At 66.4% G+C, this 23,830-nt stretch carries 22 protein-coding genes and 1 pseudogene; 15 read left to right on the forward strand and 8 right to left on the reverse strand.

Annotation, left to right across the window (positions count from 1 at the left end; translation table 11 throughout):
• The first annotated feature begins 13 nt into the window (after positions 1 to 13).
• The 14 genes from FIV02_RS07290 (at position 14) to FIV02_RS07355 (ending at position 13,685) form a co-directional block, all read left to right on the forward strand.
• On the forward strand, positions 14 to 1,294 hold the full coding sequence (locus FIV02_RS07290) for a PD-(D/E)XK nuclease family protein (protein WP_152488232.1): 1,281 nt from the start codon (positions 14 to 16) through the stop codon (positions 1,292 to 1,294).
• Between the two features lie 244 nt (positions 1,295 to 1,538).
• Entirely contained in the window at positions 1,539 to 2,063 is a 525-nt protein-coding gene (locus tag FIV02_RS07295) for a ProQ/FinO family protein (RefSeq protein ID WP_152488233.1), read from the forward strand.
• Positions 2,064 to 2,160: 97 nt separating this feature from the next.
• Positions 2,161 to 3,294: a sugar diacid recognition domain-containing protein gene (locus tag FIV02_RS07300; RefSeq protein ID WP_152488234.1), complete on the forward strand. Its 1,134-nt coding sequence runs from the start codon at positions 2,161 to 2,163 to the stop codon at positions 3,292 to 3,294.
• Between the two features lie 175 nt (positions 3,295 to 3,469).
• Positions 3,470 to 4,837 carry a GntP family permease gene (locus FIV02_RS07305; protein WP_047590515.1) on the forward strand — a complete coding sequence of 456 codons (1,368 nt, stop codon included), beginning with the start codon at positions 3,470 to 3,472 and terminating at the stop codon, positions 4,835 to 4,837.
• A 55-nt stretch (positions 4,838 to 4,892) separates the two neighbouring features.
• Entirely contained in the window at positions 4,893 to 6,026 is a 1,134-nt protein-coding gene (locus FIV02_RS07310; RefSeq protein ID WP_152488235.1) for a glycerate kinase, read from the forward strand.
• A 114-nt stretch (positions 6,027 to 6,140) separates the two neighbouring features.
• On the forward strand, positions 6,141 to 6,602 hold the full coding sequence (locus tag FIV02_RS07315; protein ID WP_047584369.1) for a membrane protein: 462 nt from the start codon (positions 6,141 to 6,143) through the stop codon (positions 6,600 to 6,602).
• 360 nt (positions 6,603 to 6,962) lie between these two features.
• Positions 6,963 to 9,755, forward strand: coding sequence for a monovalent cation/H+ antiporter subunit A (locus FIV02_RS07320; protein WP_150608718.1), 2,793 nt, complete (start codon positions 6,963 to 6,965; stop codon positions 9,753 to 9,755).
• Position 9,756: 1 nt separating this feature from the next.
• Positions 9,757 to 10,086: a Na+/H+ antiporter subunit C gene (locus tag FIV02_RS07325; RefSeq protein ID WP_037049020.1), complete on the forward strand. Its 330-nt coding sequence runs from the start codon at positions 9,757 to 9,759 to the stop codon at positions 10,084 to 10,086.
• A complete protein-coding gene (locus tag FIV02_RS07330) occupies positions 10,083 to 11,588 on the forward strand; it encodes a monovalent cation/H+ antiporter subunit D (protein WP_152488236.1) in 1,506 nt (501 codons plus the stop codon). Before FIV02_RS07325 ends, FIV02_RS07330 begins: the two co-directional genes overlap by 4 nt.
• On the forward strand, positions 11,585 to 12,088 hold the full coding sequence (locus tag FIV02_RS07335) for a Na+/H+ antiporter subunit E (RefSeq protein ID WP_037049016.1): 504 nt from the start codon (positions 11,585 to 11,587) through the stop codon (positions 12,086 to 12,088). The genes FIV02_RS07330 and FIV02_RS07335 overlap by 4 nt, the downstream gene beginning before the upstream one ends.
• A complete protein-coding gene (locus FIV02_RS07340) occupies positions 12,073 to 12,342 on the forward strand; it encodes a K+/H+ antiporter subunit F (RefSeq protein WP_037049014.1) in 270 nt (89 codons plus the stop codon). The genes FIV02_RS07335 and FIV02_RS07340 overlap by 16 nt, the downstream gene beginning before the upstream one ends.
• Before the next feature lie 12 nt (positions 12,343 to 12,354).
• Complete coding sequence (locus FIV02_RS07345) at positions 12,355 to 12,687, forward strand: Na+/H+ antiporter subunit G (protein ID WP_037049012.1); 333 nt, start codon at positions 12,355 to 12,357, stop codon at positions 12,685 to 12,687.
• 108 nt (positions 12,688 to 12,795) lie between these two features.
• Positions 12,796 to 13,305: a GNAT family N-acetyltransferase gene (locus tag FIV02_RS07350; RefSeq protein WP_152488237.1), complete on the forward strand. Its 510-nt coding sequence runs from the start codon at positions 12,796 to 12,798 to the stop codon at positions 13,303 to 13,305.
• Positions 13,302 to 13,685 (forward strand): hypothetical protein, encoded by a 384-nt coding sequence (locus FIV02_RS07355; RefSeq protein ID WP_152488238.1) that lies wholly within the window; start codon positions 13,302 to 13,304, stop codon positions 13,683 to 13,685. The genes FIV02_RS07350 and FIV02_RS07355 overlap by 4 nt, the downstream gene beginning before the upstream one ends.
• A gap of 18 nt (positions 13,686 to 13,703) precedes the next feature.
• On the opposite strand, the gene FIV02_RS07360 is transcribed toward FIV02_RS07355, so the two are convergent.
• The 3 genes from FIV02_RS07360 to FIV02_RS07370 all read right to left on the reverse strand — a co-directional run bounded on the left by FIV02_RS07360 (position 13,704) and on the right by FIV02_RS07370 (position 17,289).
• Positions 13,704 to 15,320, reverse strand: a complete 1,617-nt coding sequence (locus tag FIV02_RS07360) for an NAD(P)/FAD-dependent oxidoreductase (protein ID WP_152488239.1) — start codon at positions 15,318 to 15,320, stop codon at positions 13,704 to 13,706.
• A 130-nt stretch (positions 15,321 to 15,450) separates the two neighbouring features.
• Positions 15,451 to 16,470 (reverse strand): type I glyceraldehyde-3-phosphate dehydrogenase, encoded by a 1,020-nt coding sequence (gene gap, locus FIV02_RS07365; RefSeq protein ID WP_037049004.1) that lies wholly within the window; start codon positions 16,468 to 16,470, stop codon positions 15,451 to 15,453.
• Positions 16,471 to 16,617: 147 nt separating this feature from the next.
• Positions 16,618 to 17,289 (reverse strand): COG3650 family protein, encoded by a 672-nt coding sequence (locus FIV02_RS07370; protein WP_152488240.1) that lies wholly within the window; start codon positions 17,287 to 17,289, stop codon positions 16,618 to 16,620.
• Positions 17,290 to 17,412: 123 nt separating this feature from the next.
• Between FIV02_RS07370 and FIV02_RS07375 the strand changes: the two genes are divergently transcribed.
• Entirely contained in the window at positions 17,413 to 18,294 is an 882-nt protein-coding gene (locus FIV02_RS07375) for an RluA family pseudouridine synthase (RefSeq protein ID WP_152488241.1), read from the forward strand.
• A gap of 51 nt (positions 18,295 to 18,345) precedes the next feature.
• Here the strand turns inward: FIV02_RS07375 and FIV02_RS07380 are convergent, their stop codons facing one another.
• The 5 genes and pseudogenes from FIV02_RS07380 to FIV02_RS07400 all read right to left on the reverse strand — a co-directional run bounded on the left by FIV02_RS07380 (position 18,346) and on the right by FIV02_RS07400 (position 23,692).
• A complete protein-coding gene (locus FIV02_RS07380; RefSeq protein ID WP_152488242.1) occupies positions 18,346 to 19,368 on the reverse strand; it encodes an AbrB family transcriptional regulator in 1,023 nt (340 codons plus the stop codon).
• Positions 19,352 to 20,872: a tripartite tricarboxylate transporter permease gene (locus tag FIV02_RS07385; RefSeq protein WP_037048995.1), complete on the reverse strand. Its 1,521-nt coding sequence runs from the start codon at positions 20,870 to 20,872 to the stop codon at positions 19,352 to 19,354. The genes FIV02_RS07380 and FIV02_RS07385 overlap by 17 nt, the downstream gene beginning before the upstream one ends.
• A 1-nt stretch (position 20,873) precedes the next feature.
• Entirely contained in the window at positions 20,874 to 21,317 is a 444-nt protein-coding gene (locus tag FIV02_RS07390) for a tripartite tricarboxylate transporter TctB family protein (protein WP_037048992.1), read from the reverse strand.
• 102 nt (positions 21,318 to 21,419) lie between these two features.
• A pseudogene (locus FIV02_RS07395) lies at positions 21,420 to 22,397 on the reverse strand (Bug family tripartite tricarboxylate transporter substrate binding protein).
• 32 nt (positions 22,398 to 22,429) lie between these two features.
• Positions 22,430 to 23,692: an OprD family porin gene (locus tag FIV02_RS07400; protein WP_047592864.1), complete on the reverse strand. Its 1,263-nt coding sequence runs from the start codon at positions 23,690 to 23,692 to the stop codon at positions 22,430 to 22,432.
• Positions 23,693 to 23,830 lie beyond the last annotated feature (138 nt).

Consider the following 23,830-nt stretch of genomic DNA (forward strand, 5'->3'; position numbering starts at 1 on the left):
CGAGCATGCACGCATGGAAGCAGGAGCCGTACACGAGGCCATAGAGTTTCTCCTGGGAGATAAAAAGCTGTCGGAATTGTGCGAAGTCCTTAAAACGGGGGACGACATCCTTGATGTTATTTCTCTGAGCGAAAACCAGCACTCAGACCTTCTCGCCTGGATGTTTGACCCTCGCGAAGGGCACGGTCAAGGCGATCAAATTCTCAGTGACTTGCTCCTAGGCGCTGCTCAAGCAGCTTCGCAAGGTTGCGGACTCGATCGCAGAGGAACTACAGCACGTTTCTTTGCTGAGTGGACGCCTTCCCGGATTCGCACCTCAAGTTTTGGCACGGTATTTACCGCCCGTGAACTGGGTATGAAAGCATCGGAGCGAGTGGATCTGTTTGTGATTGACCCAGCCAACAAGTTCGTTCTGCTGATTGAGAATAAGGCAGGCGCTACCCATCGCAGTGACCAACTAGACGGTTACCGTGATAGTTGGATGGAGGCTATCACCAGTAACGCACACCTCCGAGATTACAGCAGTGTATTCATTGCCTTGGACCGGCAGTTTGCGGGTGATGACTGGTCTGATCGCCCTTCAAACAGCTATTGGCTACACCTTGGCTACGACTGGTTGAAGGCATCTGCTGACAGGGCGCTGCTCCATGTTGAGCGCGGTAATGCTGCGGCTCGGCTTGTTGTCAGTTACTGCAATCGGCAGACGGACTGGGAGAGTCCGGCAAGCCAGCGAGCCATAACGCTTGCTGCAGAGCTTCATGAATCGCATGGAGCAGCTATCAAGCAGCTGCTTGAGTCCTCTACTGGTCGCCTTGAGAAGAATTGGATTGAGAGCCGCAGCGATACCCAAAAGCTGTTTATGCTGCAGAACAAAGCTGCTATTTCTCTTCTACGTGAAACCCAAGGCATGGCTTCAATCAAGGAGACAATTGCAGCGAAAGTGCCTCGTTTGAAGCGTGAGAATATCGCCCACTCCCGTGCTTGGCTGGATATATGTCCGCCGGGCTGGGAGAAATACGAAGGGGAGAACTGGTGGCCGGTTTACTTCAGTGTCAGCTACTCCGATAGCTCTAAATCAAGATGCGACGTTGCACTGATTTTGGACAAGGGCCACGCAAATTCTGAGGAGGAGGCCGAGGAACTCCGAGAGTGTCTGAAGGTATTCGATACACGCTTTGCCAAGCATCAGAGTACTGACCGACGCCGAGTTGTTCTAGATAAAGGCCTCAGCGTTTCAGAGCTCGTACGGAAGCTTGATGAACACTCCATACGTTTGCTCAAGGCTATTACATAGCTCAGGGGAGGTCAGTTCAAGCCTGCACAATGAGCTGACTGAAGCGGTCTAGCTATGTGGGCGCAGGGTGACCGCTCTTGGCCGGTTGCAGCCGGTCTGCGTGCTACCTTATTCACGTATGCCAGCGATTTCGCCCCGCCTTCACAGCTACCGCCGAGCATGCCGGCTGCCAATGGGGCTGTATGCGAGGAGCACATGAGATACCCTTGCGCCACGAATCAACCAGAGCGCTGTGAACTGAACGATGGGTTTTGAACAATTAGCCGAACTGCGTGACCGCCTGCGGGCGGAAAAACAGCAGGCCGAACCTGAAAGTGCCAAGCCGCAGAAGCGCAAGGCACCGCAGAAAACCAGGGCACCGAAAACCAAGGCACGCGAGCAGGATCCGGCCGTCGAGGCGATCTGGCGACTGCAGAAGCATTTCCCCTTGGCCTTCCCGGTCAATCCAGCGCCCAAGGTGCCGCTGAAAGAGGGCATCCTCAAGGATGCCGAGCAGCATCTGGCGTTGCTCGGCATCAGCCTCGAGCAGCTCAAGCTGGGCATCGCCGCCTGGTGCCGGGGCGGGCGCTACTGGTCCGCGATGATCGAGAACGCGCCGCGCCTGGATCTCCAGGGCCAGCCGGTCGGCATGGTGACGGCGGCGCAGGCGCTGCATGCCCGGCAGCAGGCCCGTCGGCAGCGCATGGAGGCCCGGCGCGCCCAGGCCAAGGCGAAGGCGCCGGCGGCTGACGAGGCCGCCGAGGCCGCTGCGCAGCCTGACGAGGCGTAAAGCTCCGGCAACCCGGGCTTGCCTCGGGTTCTGCGGCGCATCGTGAAGCGCCGCTGATGTGCCTACAATGACGGCCTCAATCGCGAGGCCGCTTCCGATGCTCGAACTCGATTCCACCCTGGCGCAGCACATCGTCGACCGCGCCATGGCCATCCTGCCGCACAACATCAACGTCATGGATGCGCAGGGGATGATCATCGGCAGTGGAGACCCCAGTCGCCTGCATACGCGGCACGAGGGCGCGCAGCTGGTGCTGGCCAATCGTCGCGTGGTGGAGATCGACGCGCAGGCGGCCGCCTGCCTGCGTGGGGTCAAGCCCGGGGTGAACCTGCCGCTGCTCCACGCCGAGCGCCTGATTGGCGTGCTCGGCATCACCGGCGAGCCCGAACTCGTGAGGCCCTACGCCGAGCTGGTGCGCATGGCCGCGGAGATGCTCGTCGAGCACCGGGTGCTGCAGGCAGAACGGCATTGGCAGCGCCATCAGCAGGAGGCCTGGCTGCGCCAGTTGCTTGACCCCCAGCTGCGCCTCGCCAGCCTCGAAGCCGATGCCGAGCGCCTCGCCCTGCAGCTCTCCTGGCCGCGGCAGATCTGCCTGCTGCAGCTCGACGCCGACGGCGACCCGCTGCCACGCCAGGCGCGCCTGCTGGCCAGCCTCGGTGGCAAGAACGATCACCTGATCGCCCCGCTTGGACGTGACGAGCTGCTCTGGTGCCGGCCGTTCAGTGCGAGCCGGGATGACCGGGCCTGGCTGGCCCAGGCCGACGAGCGCGAATGGGGCGTGCGCTCCCTGACACTCAGCGATCCGCTGCACGACCTGGCCGAGTTGCGCCAGGCCAGCCTGGTCCTGCGTGACCTGCAGGCCTACGGTCAGGCGCGCTTCCCCGAGCGCCGGCTGTTGCGCCTGGACGAGCTGCGCCTGCCGACCCTGCTGTACGCCCAGCGCCACAGCTGGTTGCTGCAGGGCTGGCTGGCCCCCTTGCGCAGCGTGCTGGCGCAGGACCCCCAGGGTACGCTGCGCACCACCCTGGAGGCCTGGTGCGCGCATGACGGTCAGGTACAGACCTGTGCCCAGGAACTGGGCATTCACCGCAATACCTTGCGCTACCGCCTGGAGCGCATCGCCGAGCTGAGTGGCCTGGACCTCAATCGCCTGGATCAGCGCCTGCAGCTATCGTTGGGCCTGGGCCTGCTGGAGCCGGAGGCCTTGGCACCGGCGTCGACGAGCGAATAGGCGGCCGGCAGGGCGATGCGGCTTTGTGCGCCCGCACAGGCCGCCGGCGTTCGTCAGCGTTGTTTTGGTGCCTGCGCACAGGGCGAGGGGAGTGGTGGCTGAGCCACAATGAGGCGCCTGTCGGCACTTCCACTCGGGCGTCGCGCCCGCCATAACAACAATGAGGAGACTGGTCATGGGCCTGGTCCTGATTCTGGTGGCACTGATCGCGTTCATCGTGCTGTCCACTACCCGTTTGAAACTGCACCCCTTCCTGGCATTGCTGGCCGCTGCCCTGATCGCCGGCTTCGCCTATCAGTTGCCTGGCAACGAAATCATCAAGACCATGACCGCCGGGTTCGGCGGCATTCTCGGCTACATCGGTATCGTCATCGTCCTCGGTACCATCATCGGGGTGATCCTCGAGCGCAGTGGCGCGGCGATCACCATGGCCGAGACGGTGATCCGTCTGCTGGGCCAGCGTTTCCCCACGCTGACCATGTCGATCATCGGCTATCTGGTATCGATCCCGGTGTTCTGCGACTCCGGCTACGTCATTCTCAACTCGCTGAAGAATGCCCTGGCGGCGCGCATGAAAGTCTCGGTGGTGGCCATGAGCGTGGCGCTGGCGACAGGTCTGTATGCCACCCACACCTTCGTGCCGCCGACGCCAGGGCCGATCGCCGCAGCCGGTAACCTGGGCCTCGAAGCCTCCCTGGGGCTGGTGATCCTGGTCGGCCTGCTGGTCGCTGCGGTCACCGCCGTGGCCGGCATGCTGTGGGCCAACCGGTTCCTCAAGCAGAACGACCATGAACTGCTGGAGGAAGCGCCCAGCGAGCTGCTCGCCGAGGATGTCGACTTCGACGCCCTGCGCGCCCGCTACGGCAAGCTGCCCAGCGCCTGGCAGGCGTTCTCGCCGATCTTCGTGCCGATCCTGCTGATCTGCCTGGGCTCGCTCGCGGCGTTCCCGAGCAAGCCCTTCGGCACCGGCGCGTTCTTCGACGTGCTGAGCTTCCTCGGCCAGCCGGTCGCCGCCTTGCTGGTCGGTCTGGCCCTGGCCTGCACCCTGCTCAAGGGGGAAGGCAAGCGTCAGCAGTTCCATGACCATGTCGCCCACGGCCTCAAGGAAGCGGCGCCGATCCTGCTGATCACCGGTGCCGGCGGTGCCTTCGGTGCCGTGCTCAAGGCCACGGCGCTGACCGCTTACCTGGGCGACACCCTGTCGGCCCTGGGCATCGGGCTGTTCATGCCGTTCCTGGTGGCAGCCGCGCTGAAAAGCGCCCAGGGTTCCTCGACCGTGGCGCTGGTCACCACGTCGGCCATGGTCGCGCCGCTGCTGGGCAACCTGGGCCTGGACAGCGAGATGGGCCGGGTGCTCACCGTGATGGCCATCGGCGCTGGCGCGATGACCGTCTCGCATGCCAACGACAGCTTCTTCTGGGTGGTGACCCAGTTCAGCCGCATGAAAGTCGCCACCGCGTATCGCGCCCAGACCATGGCGACCCTGATCCAGGGCCTGGCCGGCATGGCAGCGGTGTGGCTGCTCAGCCTGGTTCTGCTGTAATCCGCTCTACCGGCGGGTGGCTGCGGCGCACCCGCCTCCTTCCGAGGTTCTAGTCATGAAAATCGTCATCGCTCCCGACTCCTTCAAGGAGAGTCTCAGTGCGCCCGATGTCGCCGCGGCCATCGCCCGTGGCTGGCAGCAGGTATTCCCCGACGCCGAGTGCCTGCTGCGGCCAATGGCCGATGGCGGTGAGGGCACGGTTGATGCGCTGCTCGCCGCCGTCGGCGGTGAGCGCCGCGAGTGCCGGGTCCGGGGCCCCATGGGCGAACCGGTCGTGGCCCATTGGGGCTGGCTGGGGGAGGGCACGGCCGTCATCGAGATGGCGGCGGCCAGCGGCCTGCACTGGGTACCGCGCGAGCAGCGTGATGCGCGCCTGGCCAGCAGTTACGGCACCGGCGAGCTGATCCGCGAGGCCCTCGATGCCGGCGCCACGCGCATCATCCTCGGCCTGGGCGGGAGCGCCACCAACGATGCCGGCGTCGGCCTGCTGCAGGCCCTGGGCATGCGCTTTCTCGATGCGCAGGGGCGCGACCTGGCGCCGGGCGGCGCTGCCCTGGCCGAGCTGGACCAGCTGGACCTGAGTGGCCTGGATGCGCGCCTGCTGAACGTGCAGATCGACGTCGCTGCCGATGTCGACAACCCGCTCTGCGGTCCGCGGGGCGCCTCTGCGGTATTCGGGCCGCAGAAGGGCGCGACGCCCGAGCATGTGGCGCAGCTCGATCAGGCGCTGGGGCGTTTTGCCCGCGTCACCGCGTCGACCCTGGGGGAGGATCACGCCGAGTTCCCCGGTGTGGGCGCCGCCGGTGGCCTGGGGTTCGCCGCGCGGGGGTTCCTCAAGGCCGGCTTCCGTCCGGGCATCGAGCTGGTGGCCGAGCTGTCCGGGCTGGCGGCTGCCGTGCAGGGGGCGGACCTGGTGATCACCGGGGAAGGGCGGATGGATGCGCAGACGCTGCACGGCAAGACGCCGGTCGGCGTGGCCCGCGTCGCGCGTGCCGCCGGCGTGCCGGTGATCGCCTTGTCCGGCAGCCTGGGTGACGACTACCAGGCGCTGTATGACGCCGGCATCGAAGCCGCGTTCAGCCTCGCTCCGGGGCCCTTGTCGCTGGAGCAGGCCATGGCCGGCGCCGCCGCCGAGCTGCAGGCACGCACCACGGATATCGCCAGGCTCTGGCGCCTGGCGCGGGCGTAGCGCCACGAACCTAACTGAACTCTGTCTGTCTGAGGCTACTATTGTTCAGGCTTTGCCGTGACAGTTGCGCGTGCCCGGCGTCTAATGGATCGAGATATCTCTGGAGGAATTGCTATGCGTAAACCCACTCTGCTCATGACTTCGCTGGCGGCGATGCTGGCCCTAGGCGGTTGCGCATCGAGCCTGACTGGCGATACCTACAGCCGTGACGAGGCGCGCGCGGTACAGACCGTGCGCATGGGCACCATCGAGTCGCTGCGACCGGTGAAGATCGAAGGCACCAAGACGCCCATCGGCGCGGGTGCGGGTGCGGTGATCGGTGGCGTTGGCGGCAGTGGTCTCGGCGGCGGTCGCGGCAGCGCCGTGCTGGCGGTGATCGGTGCGGTGGCGGGCGGCCTGCTCGGTGCAGCCGCAGAGGAAGGCCTGACCCGTACCCAGGGCGTGGAGATCACCGTGCGCGAAGACGACGGCACCCTGCGCGCCTATGTGCAGGAAGTCGAGCCCAATGAGATCTTCCGTGTCGGCGAGCGCGTGCGCATCATGACCGTCAACGGAACCAGTCGCGTCGCTCACTGAGGACGCCGTTTCAAGCGACCGGAGCTGCCTCGGGCCGCTCCGGTTTTTTGTGCCTGCCATACTGGACGACGCGCCGTCGTGTGGCGGTCAGCGATGCCCCGCATTGCTATCCGCAACGGCTGATAGGCGCGGCGCAGAGCGGTGATAGAGAAAGACGCGTATTCACCTGCTGGTGCGTTTAGTAATAATTCAATGCATGACGATGCGCCGATAGGTATGGATAATCGGCGGTTATTCTTGTCGCGACAACGACTTAGCTGATTCGTTGTGGTGCGGGGTTCGTCACCGTCAGGGAGTTGCGACTCCAATTCTCGTCGCTGGTCGTGGTCGACTGGCGTGCCTGCTAAAGGGGTTTTGCCGATGGCGCTTGCGCTGATCATAGCCTTGCCGTTTCTGGGCGTTTTTCTACCGGTGCTGGCCGAGCGGCTGGGCCGCTCGGCGTGCGCCGTGGCCGCCGCGCTGCCGCCGCTGGTGGCGCTGGTGCTGCTGTTCAGCCTGCAGCCTGGCGTGTTCGCCGGCGAGGTCCTGCGCGTCAAGCTGGAATGGCTGCCGCAACTGGGGCTGAACCTGAGCCTGCGTCTCGACGGTCTGGGCTTCCTCTTCGCCCTGCTGATTCTCGGCATCGGCCTGCTGGTGATCCTCTACGCACGCTACTACCTGTCCAAAAGCGAGCCGATGGGGCGCTTCTTCGGCTTCCTGCTGCTGTTCATGGGCGCCATGCTCGGCGTGGTGCTGTCGGAAAACCTGCTGCTGATGCTGGTGTTCTGGGAACTGACCAGCCTTTCGTCCTTCCTGTTGATCGGTTTCTGGGGGGCACGTTCCGACGCTCGCAAGGGCGCACGCATGGCCCTGGCGGTCACCGGTGGCGGCGGTCTGGCGTTGCTTGCCGGTATCCTGCTGATCGGCCATATCGCGGGCAGCTTCGAGCTGTCCCAGGTGCTGGCAGCCGGTTACGCGATTCGTGCCCATGAGCTGTATCCGGTCGCGCTGATCCTGGTGCTGCTGGGCGTGTTCACCAAGTCGGCGCAGTTCCCGTTCCACTTCTGGCTGCCGCATGCCATGGCGGCGCCGACGCCCGTTTCGGCCTACCTGCACTCGGCGACCATGGTCAAGGCCGGGGTGTTTCTGCTGGCACGTCTGTATCCGGCTCTGGCCGGTTCCGAGTGGTGGTTCTACCTGGTCAGCCTGACCGGTCTGGCGACCCTGCTGGTGGGGGCCACCCTGGCGTTGTTCCAGCATGACCTCAAAGGCCTGCTGGCCTATTCCACCATCAGCCACCTGGGCCTGATCACCCTGCTGTTTGGCCTCGATACGCGCCTGGCGGCGGTGGCGGCGGTGTTCCACATCATCAACCACGCCACCTTCAAGGCCTCGCTGTTCATGGCCGCCGGCATCATCGACCACGAGACCGGCAGCCGCGACATGCGGCGTATCAACGGCATGTGGAAGTACATGCCGCATACGGCGATGCTGGCGATGGTGGCGGCCTCGGCGATGGCCGGGGTGCCGTTGCTCAACGGCTTCCTGAGCAAGGAGATGTTCTTCACCGAGACGCTGCACCAGCACCTGCTCGGCAGCTTCAACTGGGTGATCCCGGCGGCGGCGACCCTGGCCGGCGTCTTCTCGGTGGCCTACTCGCTGCGCTTCATTCATGACGTGTTCTTCAACGGCGAGCCGATCGACCTGCCGAAGTACCCGCCGCACGAGCCGCCGCGCTACATGAAGGTGCCGGTGGAAGTGCTGGTGTTCCTCTGCCTGCTGGTCGGCGTCGTACCGGCCTACACCGTGGCCCCGCTGCTGGCGTCTGCCGCGTCCGCCACCCTGGGTGGCGACCTGCCCGAGTACAGCCTGTCGATCTGGCACGGTTTCAACCTGCCGTTGATCATGAGCGTGGTCGCGCTGGTGGGTGGTGTTCTCGTCTATGCCCTGCGCAAGCCGCTGTTCCGCTGGTACGCCGGGATGCCCCGGGTGGATGCCAAGCTGGTCTTCGAGCGCATGGTGATGAGCCTGTTCGTCAGCGCCACGGCGTTCACCCGTCGCCTGGAGAACGGTTCGCTGCAACGCTACATCGCCTACCTGCTCGGCGCTGCCATCGTGGTGGTGGTGCTGGCGCTGGGGCCATTGCCGGAGCTGAGTGGCTCGGTGCCGATGCAGCCGATCGACGGCATCACCGCGCTGGGCCTGGCGATCATGGTCATGGCCGGGCTGGCCACGGTGATCTTCCACCGCCAGCGCCTGGCCGCGCTGGTAATGCTCAGTGTGGTGGGGCTGATGGTGGCGCTGGCCTTCGCCCGCTACTCGGCGCCGGATCTGGCGCTGACCCAGCTGTCGGTGGAGGTGGTGACCATCATCCTGCTGATGCTGGCGCTGTTCTTCCTGCCGGCGCAGACGCGCGTCGAGTCCAGCAGCATGCGCGCCCTGCGCGACTTCAGCCTGGCCATCGGCAGCGGGGTGATGGTGGCCATGCTGGCGTTCGCCGTGCTGACCCGCCCGTACACGAGCATCGCCGACTACTTCCTGGCCAACAGCGTCTCCGGTGGCGGCGGTACCAACGTGGTCAACGTGATCCTGGTGGACTTCCGTGGTTTCGATACCCTGGGCGAGATCAGCGTGCTGGCCATCGCGGCGGTGGGCATCTATGCCATGCTCGACGGCCTGCGCCTGTTCCAGCCCAACGCCGACGCCGAGGGCCGCAGCTGGGCGCGTGACCGCCACCCGCTGATCCTCGCCACGCTGTCACGCGTGCTGCTGCCGATGGCGCTGCTGATCTCGGTGTTCATCTTCCTGCGTGGCCACAACCTGCCGGGCGGCGGCTTCATCGCCGGCCTGATCACGGCCGTGGCGCTGATCCTGCAGTACGTCGCCAGCGGCGTGCAGTGGACGCAGTCGCGCCTGCCTTTGAACTATCACCGCATGGCCGGTGGCGGCGTGCTCATCGCCACGGCCACCGGGGCGGGCAGCTGGCTGTTCGAGCGCCCGTTCCTGACCTCGGCGTTCGGCCATTTCCACATTCCACTGGTGGGTGAGATCGAGCTGGCCACGGCCATGCTCTTCGACCTGGGCGTCTATCTGACTGTGGTCGGGTCGACCCTGCTCATCCTCGCCAACCTGGGCAAGCTGACCCAGGAAAAGCCCGGACAGGAGGTACTCTGATATGGAAGCGCTGTTTGCCGTGGCGCTCGGCATCCTGACCTCGAGCGGCGTGTATCTGCTGCTGCGAGCCCGCACCTTTCCGGTGGTCATGGGGCTGACCCTGATCTCCTACGCGGTCAACCTGTTCCTCTTCGCCATGGGACGCCTGCAGGGCGGTGCGTCCAGCGTGATCGGGCAGGGCAGCCGCTATGTCGACCCGCTGCCCCAGGCGCTGGTGCTGACCGCCATCGTCATCGGTTTCGCCATGACCGCGTTCGTCGTGGTGCTGGCCCTGCGCAGCGTCGGTGAACTGAGCACCGACCATGTCGATGGCCGGGAGCAGCATCGATGAATCATGCGTTGATCCTTCCCATTCTTCTGCCGCTGCTGGCCGGCAGCCTGCTGCTGGTGGCCGCTCGCCTGGACATGCCGCGCAAGCGCGTGCTGTCGGTCGGCGTGACCACACTGCTGGTGCCGCTGAGCTTCTGGCTGCTGGCGCTGGCCGACCAGGGCACGATTCAGGTCTATGCCCTGGGTAACTGGCAGCCGCCGTTCGGCATCGTGCTGGTACTGGACCGCCTCAGTGCGCTGATGCTGGTGGTGACATCGGTGCTGGCGCTGTTCGCGGTGCTCTACGCGATGCGTGGCGACGACGAGCGCGGTCGCAACTTCCATGCGCTGTTCCAGTTCCAGTTGCTGGGTATCAACGGGGCGTTCCTCACCGGCGACCTGTTCAACCTGTTCGTGTTCTTCGAGATTCTGCTGATCGCGTCCTACTCGCTGCTGCTGCACGGTGGCGGCAAGGATCGCGTGCGTGCCGGGCTGCACTACGTGGTGCTCAACCTGGTCGGCTCGGCGTTCTTCCTGATCGCCGTGGGCGTGCTGTATGGCGTCACCGGCACGCTGAACATGGCCGACATGTCGCTGCGCGTCGCCGCTGCCGGCGCCGACCATGCGCCGCTGATCGGCGCGGCCAGCATGTTGCTGCTGGTGGTGTTCGGCCTCAAGGCCGCGTTCCTGCCGCTGTACTTCTGGCTGCCGCGTGCCTACGCCTCGGCGACCGCGCCGGTGGCGGCGCTGTTCGCGATCATGACCAAGGTTGGTCTGTACTCGATTCTGCGGGTCTACACCCTGGTCTTCGGGGACGAGAGCGGCAACCTCTCGCACCTGGTCCAGGAGTGGCTGTGGCCGCTGGCCCTGCTGACCCTGGCGCTGGGCGCCGTCGGCGCGTTCGCCTCGGTGACGCTGCAGGGCATGCTGGCCTACCTGGTGGTGCTGTCGGTGGGCACGCTGCTCGCCGGCATGGCTCTGGGCACGCCCGAGGCACTGCAGGCGGCGCTGTTCTATCTGATCCACAGTACCTGGGTGGCGGGCGCGCTGTTCCTGATCGCCGATCTGGTCAGCCGCCAGCGCGGGATCAAGGAAGCGCAGCTAATCCAGGGGCCGGCGCTGCAGAATCCGTACATCCTGGGGGCGCTGTTCTTCGCCGGCGCCATCGCCGTGGCCGGCCTGCCGCCGCTCTCGGGCTTCGTCGGCAAGCTGCTGCTGCTCAAGGCGGCAGGGTCCGGTTGGGAAGCCGCCGTGCTGTGGCCGGTGGTGCTGATCGGCGGCCTGGTGACCCTGGTCAGTCTCAGCCGCGCCGGCAGCACCCTGTTCTGGCGTGTCGGGCTGAGCCAGCTGGACAGCGCCGAGCTGGACAACGGCCGCCTGCTCGCCGCCATCGGCCTGCTGCTGATGAGCCCGCTGCTGGTGGCCTGCGCCGCGCCCGTGCTGGACTACATCGGCGCCATGGTGACGCAACTGCATGACCTGGAGAGCTATCACATGATCCTGCACAGCGGAGGTGGCGCATGAACGGGCGTCGCTGGCTGCCCCATCCTCTGCTGAGCCTGTGCCTGCTCGGTGTCTGGCTGCTGCTGGTCAACGACTTCAGCTTCGGCCACTGGCTGCTGGGGGCCTTCCTCGGCTGGCTGATTCCGCTGGTCAGCCAGGTGTTCTGGATCAACCCGCCGCAGGTGCGCAAGCCGGTCAAGCTGTGCCTGTTCCTGCTGCGCGTGCTGGGCGACATCGTCGTCGCCAACCTGGAAGTGGCCAAGCTGATTCTCGGCCCGGCCAGCCGCATGCGCCCGGCGTTCGTCGAGGTGCCGCTGAAGCTGGACGACGAGCTGGCGCTGACCATGCTCGCCAGCATCGTCTCGCTGACGCCCGGAACGGTCTCCGCCGACCTCAGCGACGACAAGCGCACGTTGCTGATCCACGGCCTCAACGTGGATGACGAAGCCGCGCTGGTGCGCAGCATCCAGACCCGTTACGAAGCACCACTGCTGGAGGTGTTCGCATGCTCGCGTACGTGATTCCGATCTGCCTGGCCATCATGGGCCTGGCACTGGTGTTGACCCTGGCCCGGCTGATCAAGGGGCCGGACATGCCCGATCGCATCCTGGCGCTGGACACCCTGTACATCAACGCCATCGCCCTGCTGGTGCTGTTCGGCATCTGGCTGGGCTCGGACCTGTATTTCGAAGCGGCGCTGCTGATCGCGGTGATGGGCTTCATCGGCACCGTGGCAGTGGCCAAGTACCTGCTGCGCGGCGACATCATCGAGTAGAGGAGAGACAGCATGAACGCTTGGATCGAGGGCCTGGTCGCCCTGTTTCTGCTGCTCGGCAGCCTGTTCGCCCTGGTCGGCGCCATCGGCCTGTACCGCCTGCCGGACTTCTTCATGCGCCTGCATGGGCCGACCAAGGCCACCACCATGGGTGTGGGCGGCATGGTCATCGCATCGCTGATCTACTTCGGGACGCGGGGCCAGGGCATCAGCCTGCATGAGCTGCTCATCACCCTGTTCCTGTTCATCACCGCGCCGGTCAGCGCCCACATGCTGGCCAAGGCGGCCCTGCAGCAGAAGGTACGCCTGAGCGAGCAGACCCGTGGCCGCCCCTGGGAGCAGTGACAGTTTTCACCCGCGACTGTGCCTGTAGACCCTTGCACGCAGGCCCTAGACTTAGCCCCTGGCTAGCAGCACCTGGCGCCGGCCACTGACTCAGGCGAGGTGAACATCATGATGCAGTTGCGCGCTGCGACCGCAGCGGACATCGAGGCCATGTGCGAGCTGTTGCTGGAGCATGGACCAAACCCCTGGAACCACCTGCCCGAAGCCGAGGTGCGCGCCCACCTGGCAGCCATCGCCGGCGGCGAGACGAGGGCCCTGCTGGCCGAGCAGGAGGGTGTGCTGCAGGGCTTCGTCAGTCATCGCCTGACCGATGGCTTCGCCGCGCATCAGCCGCCGTCACGCTCGGGCCAGGTGCATGCCTACATCTGCGAGGCCGTGGTGCACGCTCGGCAGGCCGGGCAGGGGCTGGGCTCACGCCTGTTGCGTGGCGTGGTCGAAGGGCTGCTGGAGGATGGGCTGCGCGACATCTACATCGATCGCCACGAGGAGAATGCCGCCTCGGCAGGGATGATGCGCAAGGCGGGGTTCGTCGAGTTGCTCACCTACGCCGACCCGCAACGGCGTCCGCACGGTTCGCGCCGCTCGACCCTCTGTTGCCTGCGCGTCGAAGACGCTTGAACGCGCGGCGTGGCGGCGCTATCGCCTTGCTCGTCGGCGCGCAGCTGGTGCTGGCAGCACTGCTCTACAGCGGCGCCTTCGAGGTCTGTCGACAGCTGCTCGGCACGCTCCGCCGCGATATCGGCTACGGCGTGCAGTTGCAGCATTCGCTGTATCTCTTCGCCGCCCTGGCGCTGTTCAACGCGATCTGGCTGATGAGTTGCCGCAGCCGACGCAGTGGCCTGGTCGGCTGCTGCGCCTGCCTGTCGCTGTGGACGCTGTACTGGGTCAACCTCTTCACCAGCATGCCGCTGCGCAGCCTGCTGGTGGTCACTGTCGGCGTGCTGGTCCTGGCGCTGCCGGCATGCCTGCTGGCGCTACGCTTCAGGTCGCCCGGCTGAGTCCGGCCGGGCCCCTGTTCAGCGCTCCAGCCCGAGCATGTCCCTGGCCACGGCCTCGGCGACACGGATGCCGTCGACCCCGGCGGAGAGGATGCCGCCCGCATAGCCGGCGCCTTCACCGGCCGGATACAGGCCCTTCAGGTTCAGGCTCTGCATGTCGGCGCCACGGGTGATGCGCACGGGGGAGGAGGTGCGCGTCTCGATGCCGGTGAGCACCGCGTCATGCAGGTCGAAGCCCTTGATCTGCTTGGCGAAGGCGGGGATGGCCTCACGGATCGCCGCGATGGCGAAGTCCGGCAGCGACGGTGCCAGGTCGCCCAGGCGCACGCCCGGCTTGTAGGACGGCTGCACCTCACCCAGCGCGGTGGACGGCGTGCCCTTGATGAAGTCGCCGACCAGCTGCCCGGGTGCCTCGTAGTTGCGCCCGCCGAGCACATAGGCGTGCGACTCCAGGCGCTCCTGCAGCTCCACGCCGGCCAGCGGGCCACCGGGGTAGTCCTGCTCCGGGGTGATGCCGACGACGATGCCGGCATTGGCATTGCGTTCGTTGCGCGAATACTGGCTCATGCCGTTGGTGACCACGCGCTCCGGCTCGGAGGTGGCGGCGACCACGGTGCCACCCGGGCACATGCAGAAGCTGTACACCGCGCGGCCGTTGCTGGCGTGGTGCACCAGCTTGTAGTCGGCGGCGCCGAGCTTCGGGTGACCGGCGTACTTGCCCAGGCGCGCGTTGTCGATCAGCGACTGCGGGTGCTCGATACGGAAACCCACCGAGAACGGCTTGGCCTCCAGGAACACGCCTCGGGCGTGGAGCATGCGGAAGGTGTCACGCGAGCTGTGACCGAGGGCCAGCACCACATGACGGCTGCGCAGCTGTTCGCCGCTTTCCAGCACGACGCCGCTGAGCTGCTCGTCCTCGATCAGCAGGTCGCTGACGCGCTCCTGGAAGCGCACTTCGCCACCGAGCGCCTTGATCTCCTCGCGCATGGTGGCGACCACGCCGGTAAGGCGGAAGGTGCCGATGTGCGGTTTGTTGATGTAGAGGATCTCGTCCGGCGCGCCGGCCTTGACGAACTCTTCCAGCACCTTGCGGCCGTGATGGTTCGGGTCCTTGATCTGGCTGTAGAGCTTGCCATCGGAGAAGGTACCGGCGCCGCCTTCACCGAACTGCACGTTGGACGTCGGGTCGAGCACGTTCTTGCGCCACAGCCCCCAGGTGTCCTTGGTGCGCTGGCGAACTTCCTTGCCGCGCTCCAGGACGATGGGGCGCAGCCCCGCCTGGGCCAGGATCAGTGCGGCGAAGATGCCGCAGGGGCCGAAACCGACCACGATGGGGCGTTCGTCGAGGCCACCGGCAGGCGCCTGGCCGACGGGCTTGTAGCGGATGTCCGGTGCCGGTCCGACGTGGCGATCACCTTCGAGGCGGGCGAGCAGGGCGCTTTCGTCCTGCACCTCGCAGTCGACGATGTAGATGAACGGCATGTCGCCGAAACGCTTGCGGGCATCGTAGCTGCGCTTGAACACGGTGAAGGCGAGCAGCTCGCTATCGGCAATGCCCAGTCGCTGGACGATGGTCGGGCGCAGGGCGTCGTCGGCGTGGTCGAGGGGCAGTTTCAGTTCGGTGAGACGAATCATGGCAGGTATCCAGCAGGGCCGGTGGTGATCCGGCAGGGGGTAACGAGGGCGGCGATTGTACAGGATCGCCGTGTGCCGGTCGTCGCCCGGCATCGGCATGGTCGCAGCGGCGCAAGCGCCGCTGCGAGGTTCAGCGCTGGCTGTCGCGGCTCAGGTGATGCCAGTACAGCAGGACGTCGAGCATGCGGTTGGCGAATGCCCATTCGTTGTCGTACCAGGCCAGCACCTTGACCAGGTCGTCCTGCACGCGGGTGTGGTTGAGATCGACCACGCAGGAGACCGGGTAGGCGTTGAAGTCGGTGGAAACCAGCGGCGCCTCGTTGCACTCCATGACGCCCGGCGTCATGGCCTTGGCACCGTTCTGCAGCGCGGCATTGATCGCCTCGCGGCTGGTCGCACGCTCGGCGTTGAAGGTCAGGTCGAGCAGCGACACGTTGGGGGTCGGCACGCGCACCGAGAGGCCGTCGAGGCGCCCGGACAGCTCCGGCAGCACCAGGCCGATGGTCCGGGCGGCACCGGTGCTGGTGGGGATCATCGACAGCGCGGCGGCGCGGGCGCGATAGAGATCGCTGTGGGCCTTGTCCAGCAGGTTCTGGTCGTTGGTGTAGGCATGCACCGTGTTGACCAGCCCCTGGCGGATGCCCACCGCCTCGTGCAGCACCTTGGCCAGCGGCGCCAGGCAGTTGGTGGTGCAGGAGGCGTTGGAGACGATCTGCTGCTGGTTGCTCAGCAACTGGTGGTTGACGCCATAGACCACGGTCAGGTCCGCGCTTTCCAGCGGGTGCGAGAGCAGCACGCGCTGCGCGCCGGCGGTCAGGTGCTGCTCGGCTTGTGCGCGCTTCTTGAACTTGCCCGAGCATTCCAGCACCAGGTCCACGCCCAGACGGTTCCAGGGCAGGTTGAACGCCTCGCGCTCGCTGAGCAGGTGGATCGATTGGCCACCGAGGTGCAGCTGCTCGCCATGCAGTTCCACCTCGCCGGGAAAGCGGCCGAAGGTGGAGTCGAAGCGTGTCAGGTGGGTGAGGGTCTGGTAGTCGCCGAGGTCGTTGATCGCGACCAGGCGGATGCGTTGCTGCAGATCGCGCTGCACCAGAGCGCGCGTGAGTGCGCGGCCGATGCGCCCATATCCGTTGAGGGCTACTCGTAGCATGGTGGTCTCCTTCCTGCGATGCTGCCTTGAGCTTAGGCGGAGGGAGCGGGGTGCGCCTGCTTTCGATTGTGGCAAAAGATCACACGGGCAGTCGGCTGAGCCAGGACCTGCGCTCAGCCGTCAGCATCCGTGCCGCGGGCAGTGCGATCAGTTGCGCATGGCGCCGAAGTGCGCGCAGCCACGCAGCACCTGGCCATCCAGGCGCAGTTCCGCGCTGAGGTGGTTCACCGCACCGCTCATGCCGTCGACGCAGCGCTGCGGCGCGACCCACAGCTCGAGGCGCTGGCCGTTGGCCTCGCTGCTGAAGTTGAGACGGCCTTCCGGCAGCTGTTCTTCCAGGTAGGGCAGGGCCAGCGGCTCATGCTCGGGACGGTTGAGGACCAGGCCCTTGCTGCCGACCTCCAGTTGCCAGAACGGTTCGTTGCCGCTGGCGCGCAAGGTCAGGCGCTTGAAGTTGAGGTCTTCGCAGCCATGGCCTTCACCCTGCAGGCGGTAGAGCTGGCTGACCTCGAAGCGGCCATCGTTGCCTTGGCCCTGGCTGCCACCCAGCTGGCCGGCCAGGTCAGCGAACAGCTCGCCCTGGCCATCGCTGGCGAGCTGCCTGGCTTCATGCTCGATGCCGGTGTTGCCGCCGTCGACCAGGAGGAAGCGGCGCTGTTCCTGACAGGGGCTGAACAGCAGCTGGCCGTTCTCCAGTTGTACCTGGCCCTGCAGGCGGGTGGCCGGTGGCGGGCCTTCCGGCTTGCCGGTGTAGACCTGGCAGGCGGTCAGAAGCGGGAGTAGGGCGATGCTGCTGAGCAGGGAACGGGTGATGGACATGCAGGCCTCCGAAGCGAAGCGGCCACCATAGCTACAGCGTGACGCCGGCTCAAGCCGTTTGCTTTGACTGAACGCGGTGACTGCGGCCTAATTCGCCCGTCCGGACCGATGCGAGCCCCCGTAATGCCCAGCCCTGCCATGCGCCCCAGTACGCTTCACCTGCCCCAGGGCGACTGGGCGACGGTACTCGACTGCCTGTGCGCGCACTTTCCCGCCATCGAGCGGGCGGTGTGGCTGCAACGCATGGCGCGCGGCCGCGTGCTGGATGGCGAAGGCAAGCCCATCGACGCCGAGCACCCCTATCGCGCCGGCCTCAAGGTGCGCTACTTCCGTGAGGTGCCGAACGAGACGCCGATTCCCTTCGAAGAGCAGGTGCTGTGGCAGGACGAGCACCTGCTGGTCGCCGACAAGCCGCATTTCCTGCCGGTGATGCCGGCTGGCGAGTATGTCGAGCAGACCCTACTGGCGCGTCTGGTCAGGCGCACCGGCAATCCTGACCTGGTGCCGATTCACCGCATCGACCGACTGACCGCCGGCCTGGTGCTGTTCTCGGTCGACCCGGCCAGCCGCGGGCTGTATCAGGCGCTGTTTCGCGAGCGGCAGGTGGAGAAACGCTACGAGGCCATTGCCCCGGCGCTGACCGATCTGCAGTTCCCCTGTGTGCACCGTTCGCGGATGGTCGCTGGCGAGCCCTTCTTCCGCATGCAGGAGGTCGCCGGCGAGGCCAACAGCGAAACGCGGATCGAGGTGCTCGAGCGCCGTGGCGCGCTATGGCGCTACGGTCTGTCGCCGGTCACTGGGCGCAAGCATCAACTGCGGGTGCACCTGGCCGGGCTGGGCGCGCCCATCGTTGGCGACGACTTCTATCCGCACCTGCTGGAGTCGCGCCACCAGGCGGATGACTACAGCCAGCCGCTCAAGCTGCTGGCCCGTGGTCTGCGCTTCGTCGACCCGCTCAGTGGTCAGCCCCGTACGTTCGACAGCCAGCTGCATCTGCAGTGGTAGCGGGGCGCCGGGGCAGCCACTTGGGCGAAGCGGCAGTGCAAGCACCACGGCCTAGACGTGGCGCTTGCACCAGAGCTTGAACAGCGGCTCGGCGAGAAACATCACCAGAAACAGCCGCAACACCTGCAGCGCGGTGACCAGTGCCACCGAGAGCTGCAGGGCCTCGGCAGTCAGACACAGCTCGGTGATGCCGCCAGGCATCATGCCCAGCATCAGTGACAGGTGATCCTCGCCGGCCAGCCAGCCGAGCCCTTCACCCAGCGCAGCGGCGACCAGCATCGCCAGCAGGGTGAACAGCAGTACGCGGGCCAGGAAACCGGGGGCGCTGCGGAAGAAGGCGCGGTCGAAATGACAGCCCAGCGCGCTGCCGATCAGCCACTGACCGAGCTGGCCGAGGCCTGGCGGCAGGCCCAGGTGCAGGTCGAAGGTGGCGCTGGCCACGGCGCAGGCGGTCAGCGGGCCAAGCATCCAGGGGTTGGGTTGCTTCAGGCGCCCCCAGCCCAGGGCCAGCACCGCGCCGGCAGCGAGCAGGACGATCAGCCAGGTCCAGTCCACTGGCACGCGCGCCGGTGCACTGACAGCGGGTAGGCCCCAGGTGAACAGCGCCGGAATCAGCAGGACCACCAGCAGCAGGCGCAGGCTGTGCGCTGCGGCCACCCGTGCCGGCTGGGCGTCGTGGCGCAGGGCCAGGTTGACCATCTCGCTGGCCCCGCCCGGCATGCTGGCGAAGAACGCGGTGGCGCGGTCGACGCCGGCACGACGGAGGATGGCGATGCCGATGAGGCTGAGCAGGAGCGTGCCGAAGGCGCCCATGACGATGATCGGCAGATGGCTGAGCACCTGCTCCAGCACTTCGCTGGTGAAGTGCAGGCCGATGCCGCTGGCGACCAGCCACTGGCCGGTCTTGCGGCCACCGGGGAGTTCGCTGAAGGCACGGTTGGTCAGGCAGCGCAGGGCGATCACCGCGAGCAGCGAGCCGACCATCCAGGGCAGGGGCCAGCCGGCGAGGCTGGCCAGGTAGCCGCCGACCGCACCGGCCAGCGGCGTTACCCAGAGATCACGCGGCAGCGGCATCAGCCCCGGCCTTGATCTGTTGGCGACGACGCACCCAGCGGATGCCCGGCAACGCCAGCATCAGCGCGACCAGTGCCCACAGCACCAGGGTGATCGGGCTGCCCCAGAGAATGCCCAGGTCGCCGGCCGAGATCGACAGCGCGCGGCGCAGGTTGTCTTCCATCAGCTCGCCGAGGACGAAGCCGAGGATCAGCGCCGATAGCGGGAAGTCGAGCTTGCGCAGGATGTAGCCGAACACGCCGAGGAGAATCATCAGCACCAGGTCGAAGGTGGTGCTGTGCACGGCGTAGACGCCGACCATGCTGACCACGGTGATCGCCGGCACCAGCACCCAGTTCGGCACGCTGAGCATGCGCGAGAACAGGCCGACCAGCGGGATGTTCATCACCAGCAGGATGACGTTGCCGATGAACAGCGAGGCGATCAGGCCCCAGACCACGTCGGGCTGCTGTTCGAACAGCAGCGGGCCGGGCGTGATGTTGTACAGGGTCAGGGCGCCGATCATCACCGCCGTGGTGCCCGAGCCCGGTACGCCGAGGGTCAGCATGGGGATCAGCGAGCCGCAGGCCGAAGCGTTGTTGGCGGCCTCCGGGGCTGCCAGGCCACGCAGGTCACCGTCACCGAAGCGGCCCTTGCTGCCGGCCATGCGCTTCTCGGTCATGTAGGTCATGGCACTGGCGATGGTGGCGCCGGCGCCGGGGAGGGTGCCGATGACGAAGCCGGCCAGGGCGCTGCGGATCATGGTCCAGAAGGTCTGGCAGAACTCCTTGAAGTTGAACAGCAGGCGGCCGCTGGCCTTGACCGCCTTCTGCCCGCCATGGGTCTTCTCCAGCATCAGCAGGACCTCGCTGACACTGAAGAAGCCGATCACCACGATGACGAACTGGATGCCGTCGGACAGGCTGACGCTGTCGAAGGTGAAGCGATAGACGCCGGTGGTCGAGTCCACGCCGACCGTGGCCAGGGCCAGGCCGATCAGGGCGGCCATCAGGGTCTTGACCGGCTTGTCGCCGACCATGCCGCCGAGGCAGGCGATGGCGAACACCATCAGCACGAAGTATTCGGCGGGGCCGAAGGCCACGGCCCACTTCGCCAGCAGCGGCGCGAACAGCACCACGCCGCAGGTGGCGACGATGCTGCCGATGAAGGAGCTGACCGCCGACAGCGACAGGGCGATGCCCGCCTTGCCCTGGCGCGCCAGCGGGTAGCCGTCGAGGGTGGTCATGATGGCCGCGGCGTCGCCCGGCACGTTGAGCAGGATGGCGGAGATACGCCCGCCGTACTCGCAGCCCAGGTAGACGGCGGCGAGCAGAATCAGTGCGGTTTCCGGCGGCAGGCCGAGGGCGAACGCCAGGGGCAGCAGCAGGGCCACGCCGTTGATCGGACCGAGGCCCGGCAGCAGGCCGACCACGGTGCCGACGAAGGCGCCGAACAGCGCCACCAGCAGGTTGTCTGGGCGCGTGGCGACACCGAAGCCCTGCATCAGGAAGTTAAGGGTTTCCATTTCAGCTCTCCACGAAGGCTTCAAGCAGGCCGAGCGGCAGGGGCACGTCCAGCAGCAGATCGAACAACACGTACAGCAGCACGCCCATCGCTACCGCGCTGACCGCGCAGGGCAGCGGGCGGCCGGTGAACAGCAGGCCCAGGGCAAAGGTGGCCAGGCTGGTGCTGATGACGAAGCCGAGCGGCTCGAAGGTCAGCGCATAGGCCAGCAGAACCACCACGCACAGCGCGCTGCGCAGCGCCGTGGGAAGGTCCAGGCGTTGTTCGAGCATGCCCGGCTTGAACACCAGCCACAGGCTGCCGGCGCCCATCAGGGCCAGCAGCAGCAGCGGGTAGGCCCGTGGGCCTACCGGGTCATAGGCGAAAGGCGCCTGGAAGCCCCAGGCAATGACGGCGAGCCAGGCACACAGAAGCAGCCAGACCGCGGAGAACAGGCGAACGTACATGGTGATTTACCTCGGAAGCGCCAGGCCGGAGGGCAACGCTGAACATGACCCGGGTGGGGTGCTCAGCGCCGCCCTCGGCAGGGCGCGGATTGCACAGGCGTGTTACTGGACCAGGCCGAATTCGCCGGCCAGGGCCTTGTAGTCCTGCACTTGCTTGAGCACGAAGGCGTTGAGCTCGTCGCCGGTCAGCGACAGCGGGAACAGGTCGCGCTGTTCGCGCAGGGCGGCGAAGTCGTCACGCGCCAGCATCTTCTCGAACTGGCCCTGCCACCAGGCGAACTGCTCGTCGCTGACCTGCGGGCCCATGTAGAAGCCGCGAATTACCGGCCAGCTGATGTCGTAGCCCTACTCCTTGGCGGTCGGAATGTCCGCCAGCTTGCCCGGCAGGCGCTCGTCGGACAGCACGGCGAGGATGCGCACCTTGCCGGCCGCCAGTTGCGGGGTGACTTCGCCCAGGCCGCTGGAGGTGACCTGCACATGACCGCCGAGCATCGCGGTCAGGGTCTCGCCGCCGCCTTCGAAGGCCACGTAGCGCAGGCTCTGCGGGTCGATGCCGGCCGCGCGGGCGATCAGTGCGGTCTGCATCCAGTCCTGGCCGCCGATGGTCGCACCGGCGCCGAAGACCACGCTGGCCGGGTCTTTCTTCAGCGCCTCGACCAGCTCGCCGAGGGTCTGCCAGGGCGCATCGGCGCGTACGGTGATGGCGCCGTAATCGGTGCCGATCGCCGCCAGCCAGCGGACGGCATGTTCGTCGTAGCGACCGAACTTGCCCTGGGCCAGGTTGAGCAGCGAACCGGAGGAGAAGGCGGTGATGGTGCCCGGGTCCTTGGCGCGCTGGGCGACCACGGCGTTGTAGGCAACGGCGCCGACGCCACCCGGCATGTAGGTGACGCGCATGGGCGCCTTGAGCAGGCCGGTGTCCTTGAGGCCGCTCTGGGCCAGCTTGCAGGTCAGGTCGAAGCCGCCGCCGGGCTTGGCCGGTGCGATGCATTCGGGACGCTTGGGTTCGGCAGCCAGCAGCTGGCCGGCGAAGGCCAGGCAGGAAACCGCCAGTGCGGCGCGGGTCAGGGCAGATTTCATGATTGGGTTCTCCTGGAGAATCTTATTGTGGGTTACCAGATGGGCAGGGTGTAGCCGACGATGACGCGGTTTTCATCTGCATCGCGGGCAAAGTCGGAGCGGAAGCTGGCGTTGCGTACGCGGACGTAGAGGTCCTTGAGCGGGCCGTTCTGCACCACGTACTTGAACTCGATGTCGCGTTCCCATTCGCCGCCACGCTCGTCGCTGCCGGCGATGCGCGCATCGTCACCACGGATGTAGCGGGTCATGAAGGTCAGGCCGGGAACCCCGACGCTGGCGAAGTTGAAGTCGTAGCGCGCCTGCCAGGAACGCTCGTCGGCGTTGGCGAAGTCGTTGATCTGCACGAAGTTGACCAGGAACGGATCGCTGCCGTCGATGTAGGCGAAGCCGGTGTCGCCGCTCATGTCCTGAAAGCCCAGGCCGAACTTGTGCGCACCGATGCCGTAGCTGAGCATGGCGTTGATCGCGCGGTTGTCCACCTTGCCCGCCTTGGCGGCGCCGGTGTCGTCGCTGTAGATCAGGCGCAGATCGCTGTTCAGGGTGCCGGCACCGAGCTTGTGGCTGGTCAGCAGGCCGAGGAAGTGCTGGCGGTAGATGTCGTCCAGATCGGCGTAGTAGTAGCGGCCGGTAAAGCCGGGCGCGAACTTGTAGTCGGCGCCGGCCAGGTCCAGGTGGTCGGCCTGGATGCCACCGGCGAAGCGGCGGTTCTTGCTGTTGAGCACCAGGTCTTCGTCGTCGGTGGAGGCGCGGTCGATGACTTTGTCCAGGCGACCACCGGTGAAGGTCAGGCCTTCCAGCTCGGAGGAAGTCAGCAGGCCGCCCTCGAAGACCTGCGGCAGCAGGCGGCTGTCGCTGGCCTTGACCACGGGCAGCTCCGGCACGTGCGAGCCATAGCGCAGCTCGGTGGCGGACACCTTGATCTTGGCGGTCAGGCCCAGGCGGCTGAAATCGTCGGCCGAACGCCCGTCATCATGCACCGGCAGCAGGTCGGTGCCGGTGCGGCCGCGTCCCGAGTCGAGCTTGAGGCCGAGCAGGCCCATGGCATCGACGCCGAAACCGACGGTGCCTTCGGTGTAACCGGACTGCAGGTCGAGACGGAAGCCCTGACCCCATTCTTCGCGCTTGTTCTGTCCGGAACCTTCGCGGAAGTCACGATTGAGGTAGATGTTGGTGGCAGTGAGGCTGGCGGTGCTGTCTTCGATGAAGGCGGCGTTGGCGAGCGGGGTCGCACTGGCGGCGATGGCCAGGCAGAGCAGGCGGACAGGCGGCAGGGCCTGACGTGAGGCTGCGTACATGTGTGGTCTCCGTTTTTGTTCTTGTTGCGACCTGGCACCACTGCAAGGTCGCTTGAGCAGGTGGATCGAGCCACCTTGAAGCGATGCTATGAGGGCAAGCTTTCAGCAGGCTTTCATGGCTGAAAGTTTTTTCCGGTG

Source organism: Pseudomonas sp. THAF187a (assembly GCF_009363395.1).
In the GTDB taxonomy this organism is placed as follows: domain Bacteria; phylum Pseudomonadota; class Gammaproteobacteria; order Pseudomonadales; family Pseudomonadaceae; genus Aquipseudomonas; species Aquipseudomonas khazarica.

What these genes read in the sequence shown, in the direction of transcription:
- gap (WP_037049004.1), bottom strand. Translation starts at nt 16,470, where the DNA reads ATGCTACGAGTAGCCCTCAACGGATATGGGCGCATCGGCCGCGCACTC.
- FIV02_RS07345 (WP_037049012.1), top strand. Translation starts at nt 12,355, where the DNA reads ATGAACGCTTGGATCGAGGGCCTGGTCGCCCTGTTTCTGCTGCTCGGC.
- FIV02_RS07375 (WP_152488241.1), top strand. Translation starts at nt 17,413, where the DNA reads ATGCCCAGCCCTGCCATGCGCCCCAGTACGCTTCACCTGCCCCAGGGC.
- FIV02_RS07315 (WP_047584369.1), top strand. Translation starts at nt 6,141, where the DNA reads ATGCGTAAACCCACTCTGCTCATGACTTCGCTGGCGGCGATGCTGGCC.
- FIV02_RS07305 (WP_047590515.1), top strand. Translation starts at nt 3,470, where the DNA reads ATGGGCCTGGTCCTGATTCTGGTGGCACTGATCGCGTTCATCGTGCTG.
- FIV02_RS07360 (WP_152488239.1), bottom strand. Translation starts at nt 15,320, where the DNA reads ATGATTCGTCTCACCGAACTGAAACTGCCCCTCGACCACGCCGACGAC.
- FIV02_RS07335 (WP_037049016.1), top strand. Translation starts at nt 11,585, where the DNA reads ATGAACGGGCGTCGCTGGCTGCCCCATCCTCTGCTGAGCCTGTGCCTG.
- FIV02_RS07370 (WP_152488240.1), bottom strand. Translation starts at nt 17,289, where the DNA reads ATGTCCATCACCCGTTCCCTGCTCAGCAGCATCGCCCTACTCCCGCTT.
- FIV02_RS07400 (WP_047592864.1), bottom strand. Translation starts at nt 23,692, where the DNA reads ATGTACGCAGCCTCACGTCAGGCCCTGCCGCCTGTCCGCCTGCTCTGC.
- FIV02_RS07320 (WP_150608718.1), top strand. Translation starts at nt 6,963, where the DNA reads ATGGCGCTTGCGCTGATCATAGCCTTGCCGTTTCTGGGCGTTTTTCTA.
- FIV02_RS07390 (WP_037048992.1), bottom strand. Translation starts at nt 21,317, where the DNA reads ATGTACGTTCGCCTGTTCTCCGCGGTCTGGCTGCTTCTGTGTGCCTGG.
- FIV02_RS07350 (WP_152488237.1), top strand. Translation starts at nt 12,796, where the DNA reads ATGATGCAGTTGCGCGCTGCGACCGCAGCGGACATCGAGGCCATGTGC.
- FIV02_RS07290 (WP_152488232.1), top strand. Translation starts at nt 14, where the DNA reads ATGGAAGCAGGAGCCGTACACGAGGCCATAGAGTTTCTCCTGGGAGAT.
- FIV02_RS07325 (WP_037049020.1), top strand. Translation starts at nt 9,757, where the DNA reads ATGGAAGCGCTGTTTGCCGTGGCGCTCGGCATCCTGACCTCGAGCGGC.
- FIV02_RS07295 (WP_152488233.1), top strand. Translation starts at nt 1,539, where the DNA reads ATGGGTTTTGAACAATTAGCCGAACTGCGTGACCGCCTGCGGGCGGAA.
- FIV02_RS07330 (WP_152488236.1), top strand. Translation starts at nt 10,083, where the DNA reads ATGAATCATGCGTTGATCCTTCCCATTCTTCTGCCGCTGCTGGCCGGC.
- FIV02_RS07385 (WP_037048995.1), bottom strand. Translation starts at nt 20,872, where the DNA reads ATGGAAACCCTTAACTTCCTGATGCAGGGCTTCGGTGTCGCCACGCGC.
- FIV02_RS07300 (WP_152488234.1), top strand. Translation starts at nt 2,161, where the DNA reads ATGCTCGAACTCGATTCCACCCTGGCGCAGCACATCGTCGACCGCGCC.
- FIV02_RS07380 (WP_152488242.1), bottom strand. Translation starts at nt 19,368, where the DNA reads ATGCCGCTGCCGCGTGATCTCTGGGTAACGCCGCTGGCCGGTGCGGTC.
- FIV02_RS07310 (WP_152488235.1), top strand. Translation starts at nt 4,893, where the DNA reads ATGAAAATCGTCATCGCTCCCGACTCCTTCAAGGAGAGTCTCAGTGCG.
- FIV02_RS07340 (WP_037049014.1), top strand. Translation starts at nt 12,073, where the DNA reads ATGCTCGCGTACGTGATTCCGATCTGCCTGGCCATCATGGGCCTGGCA.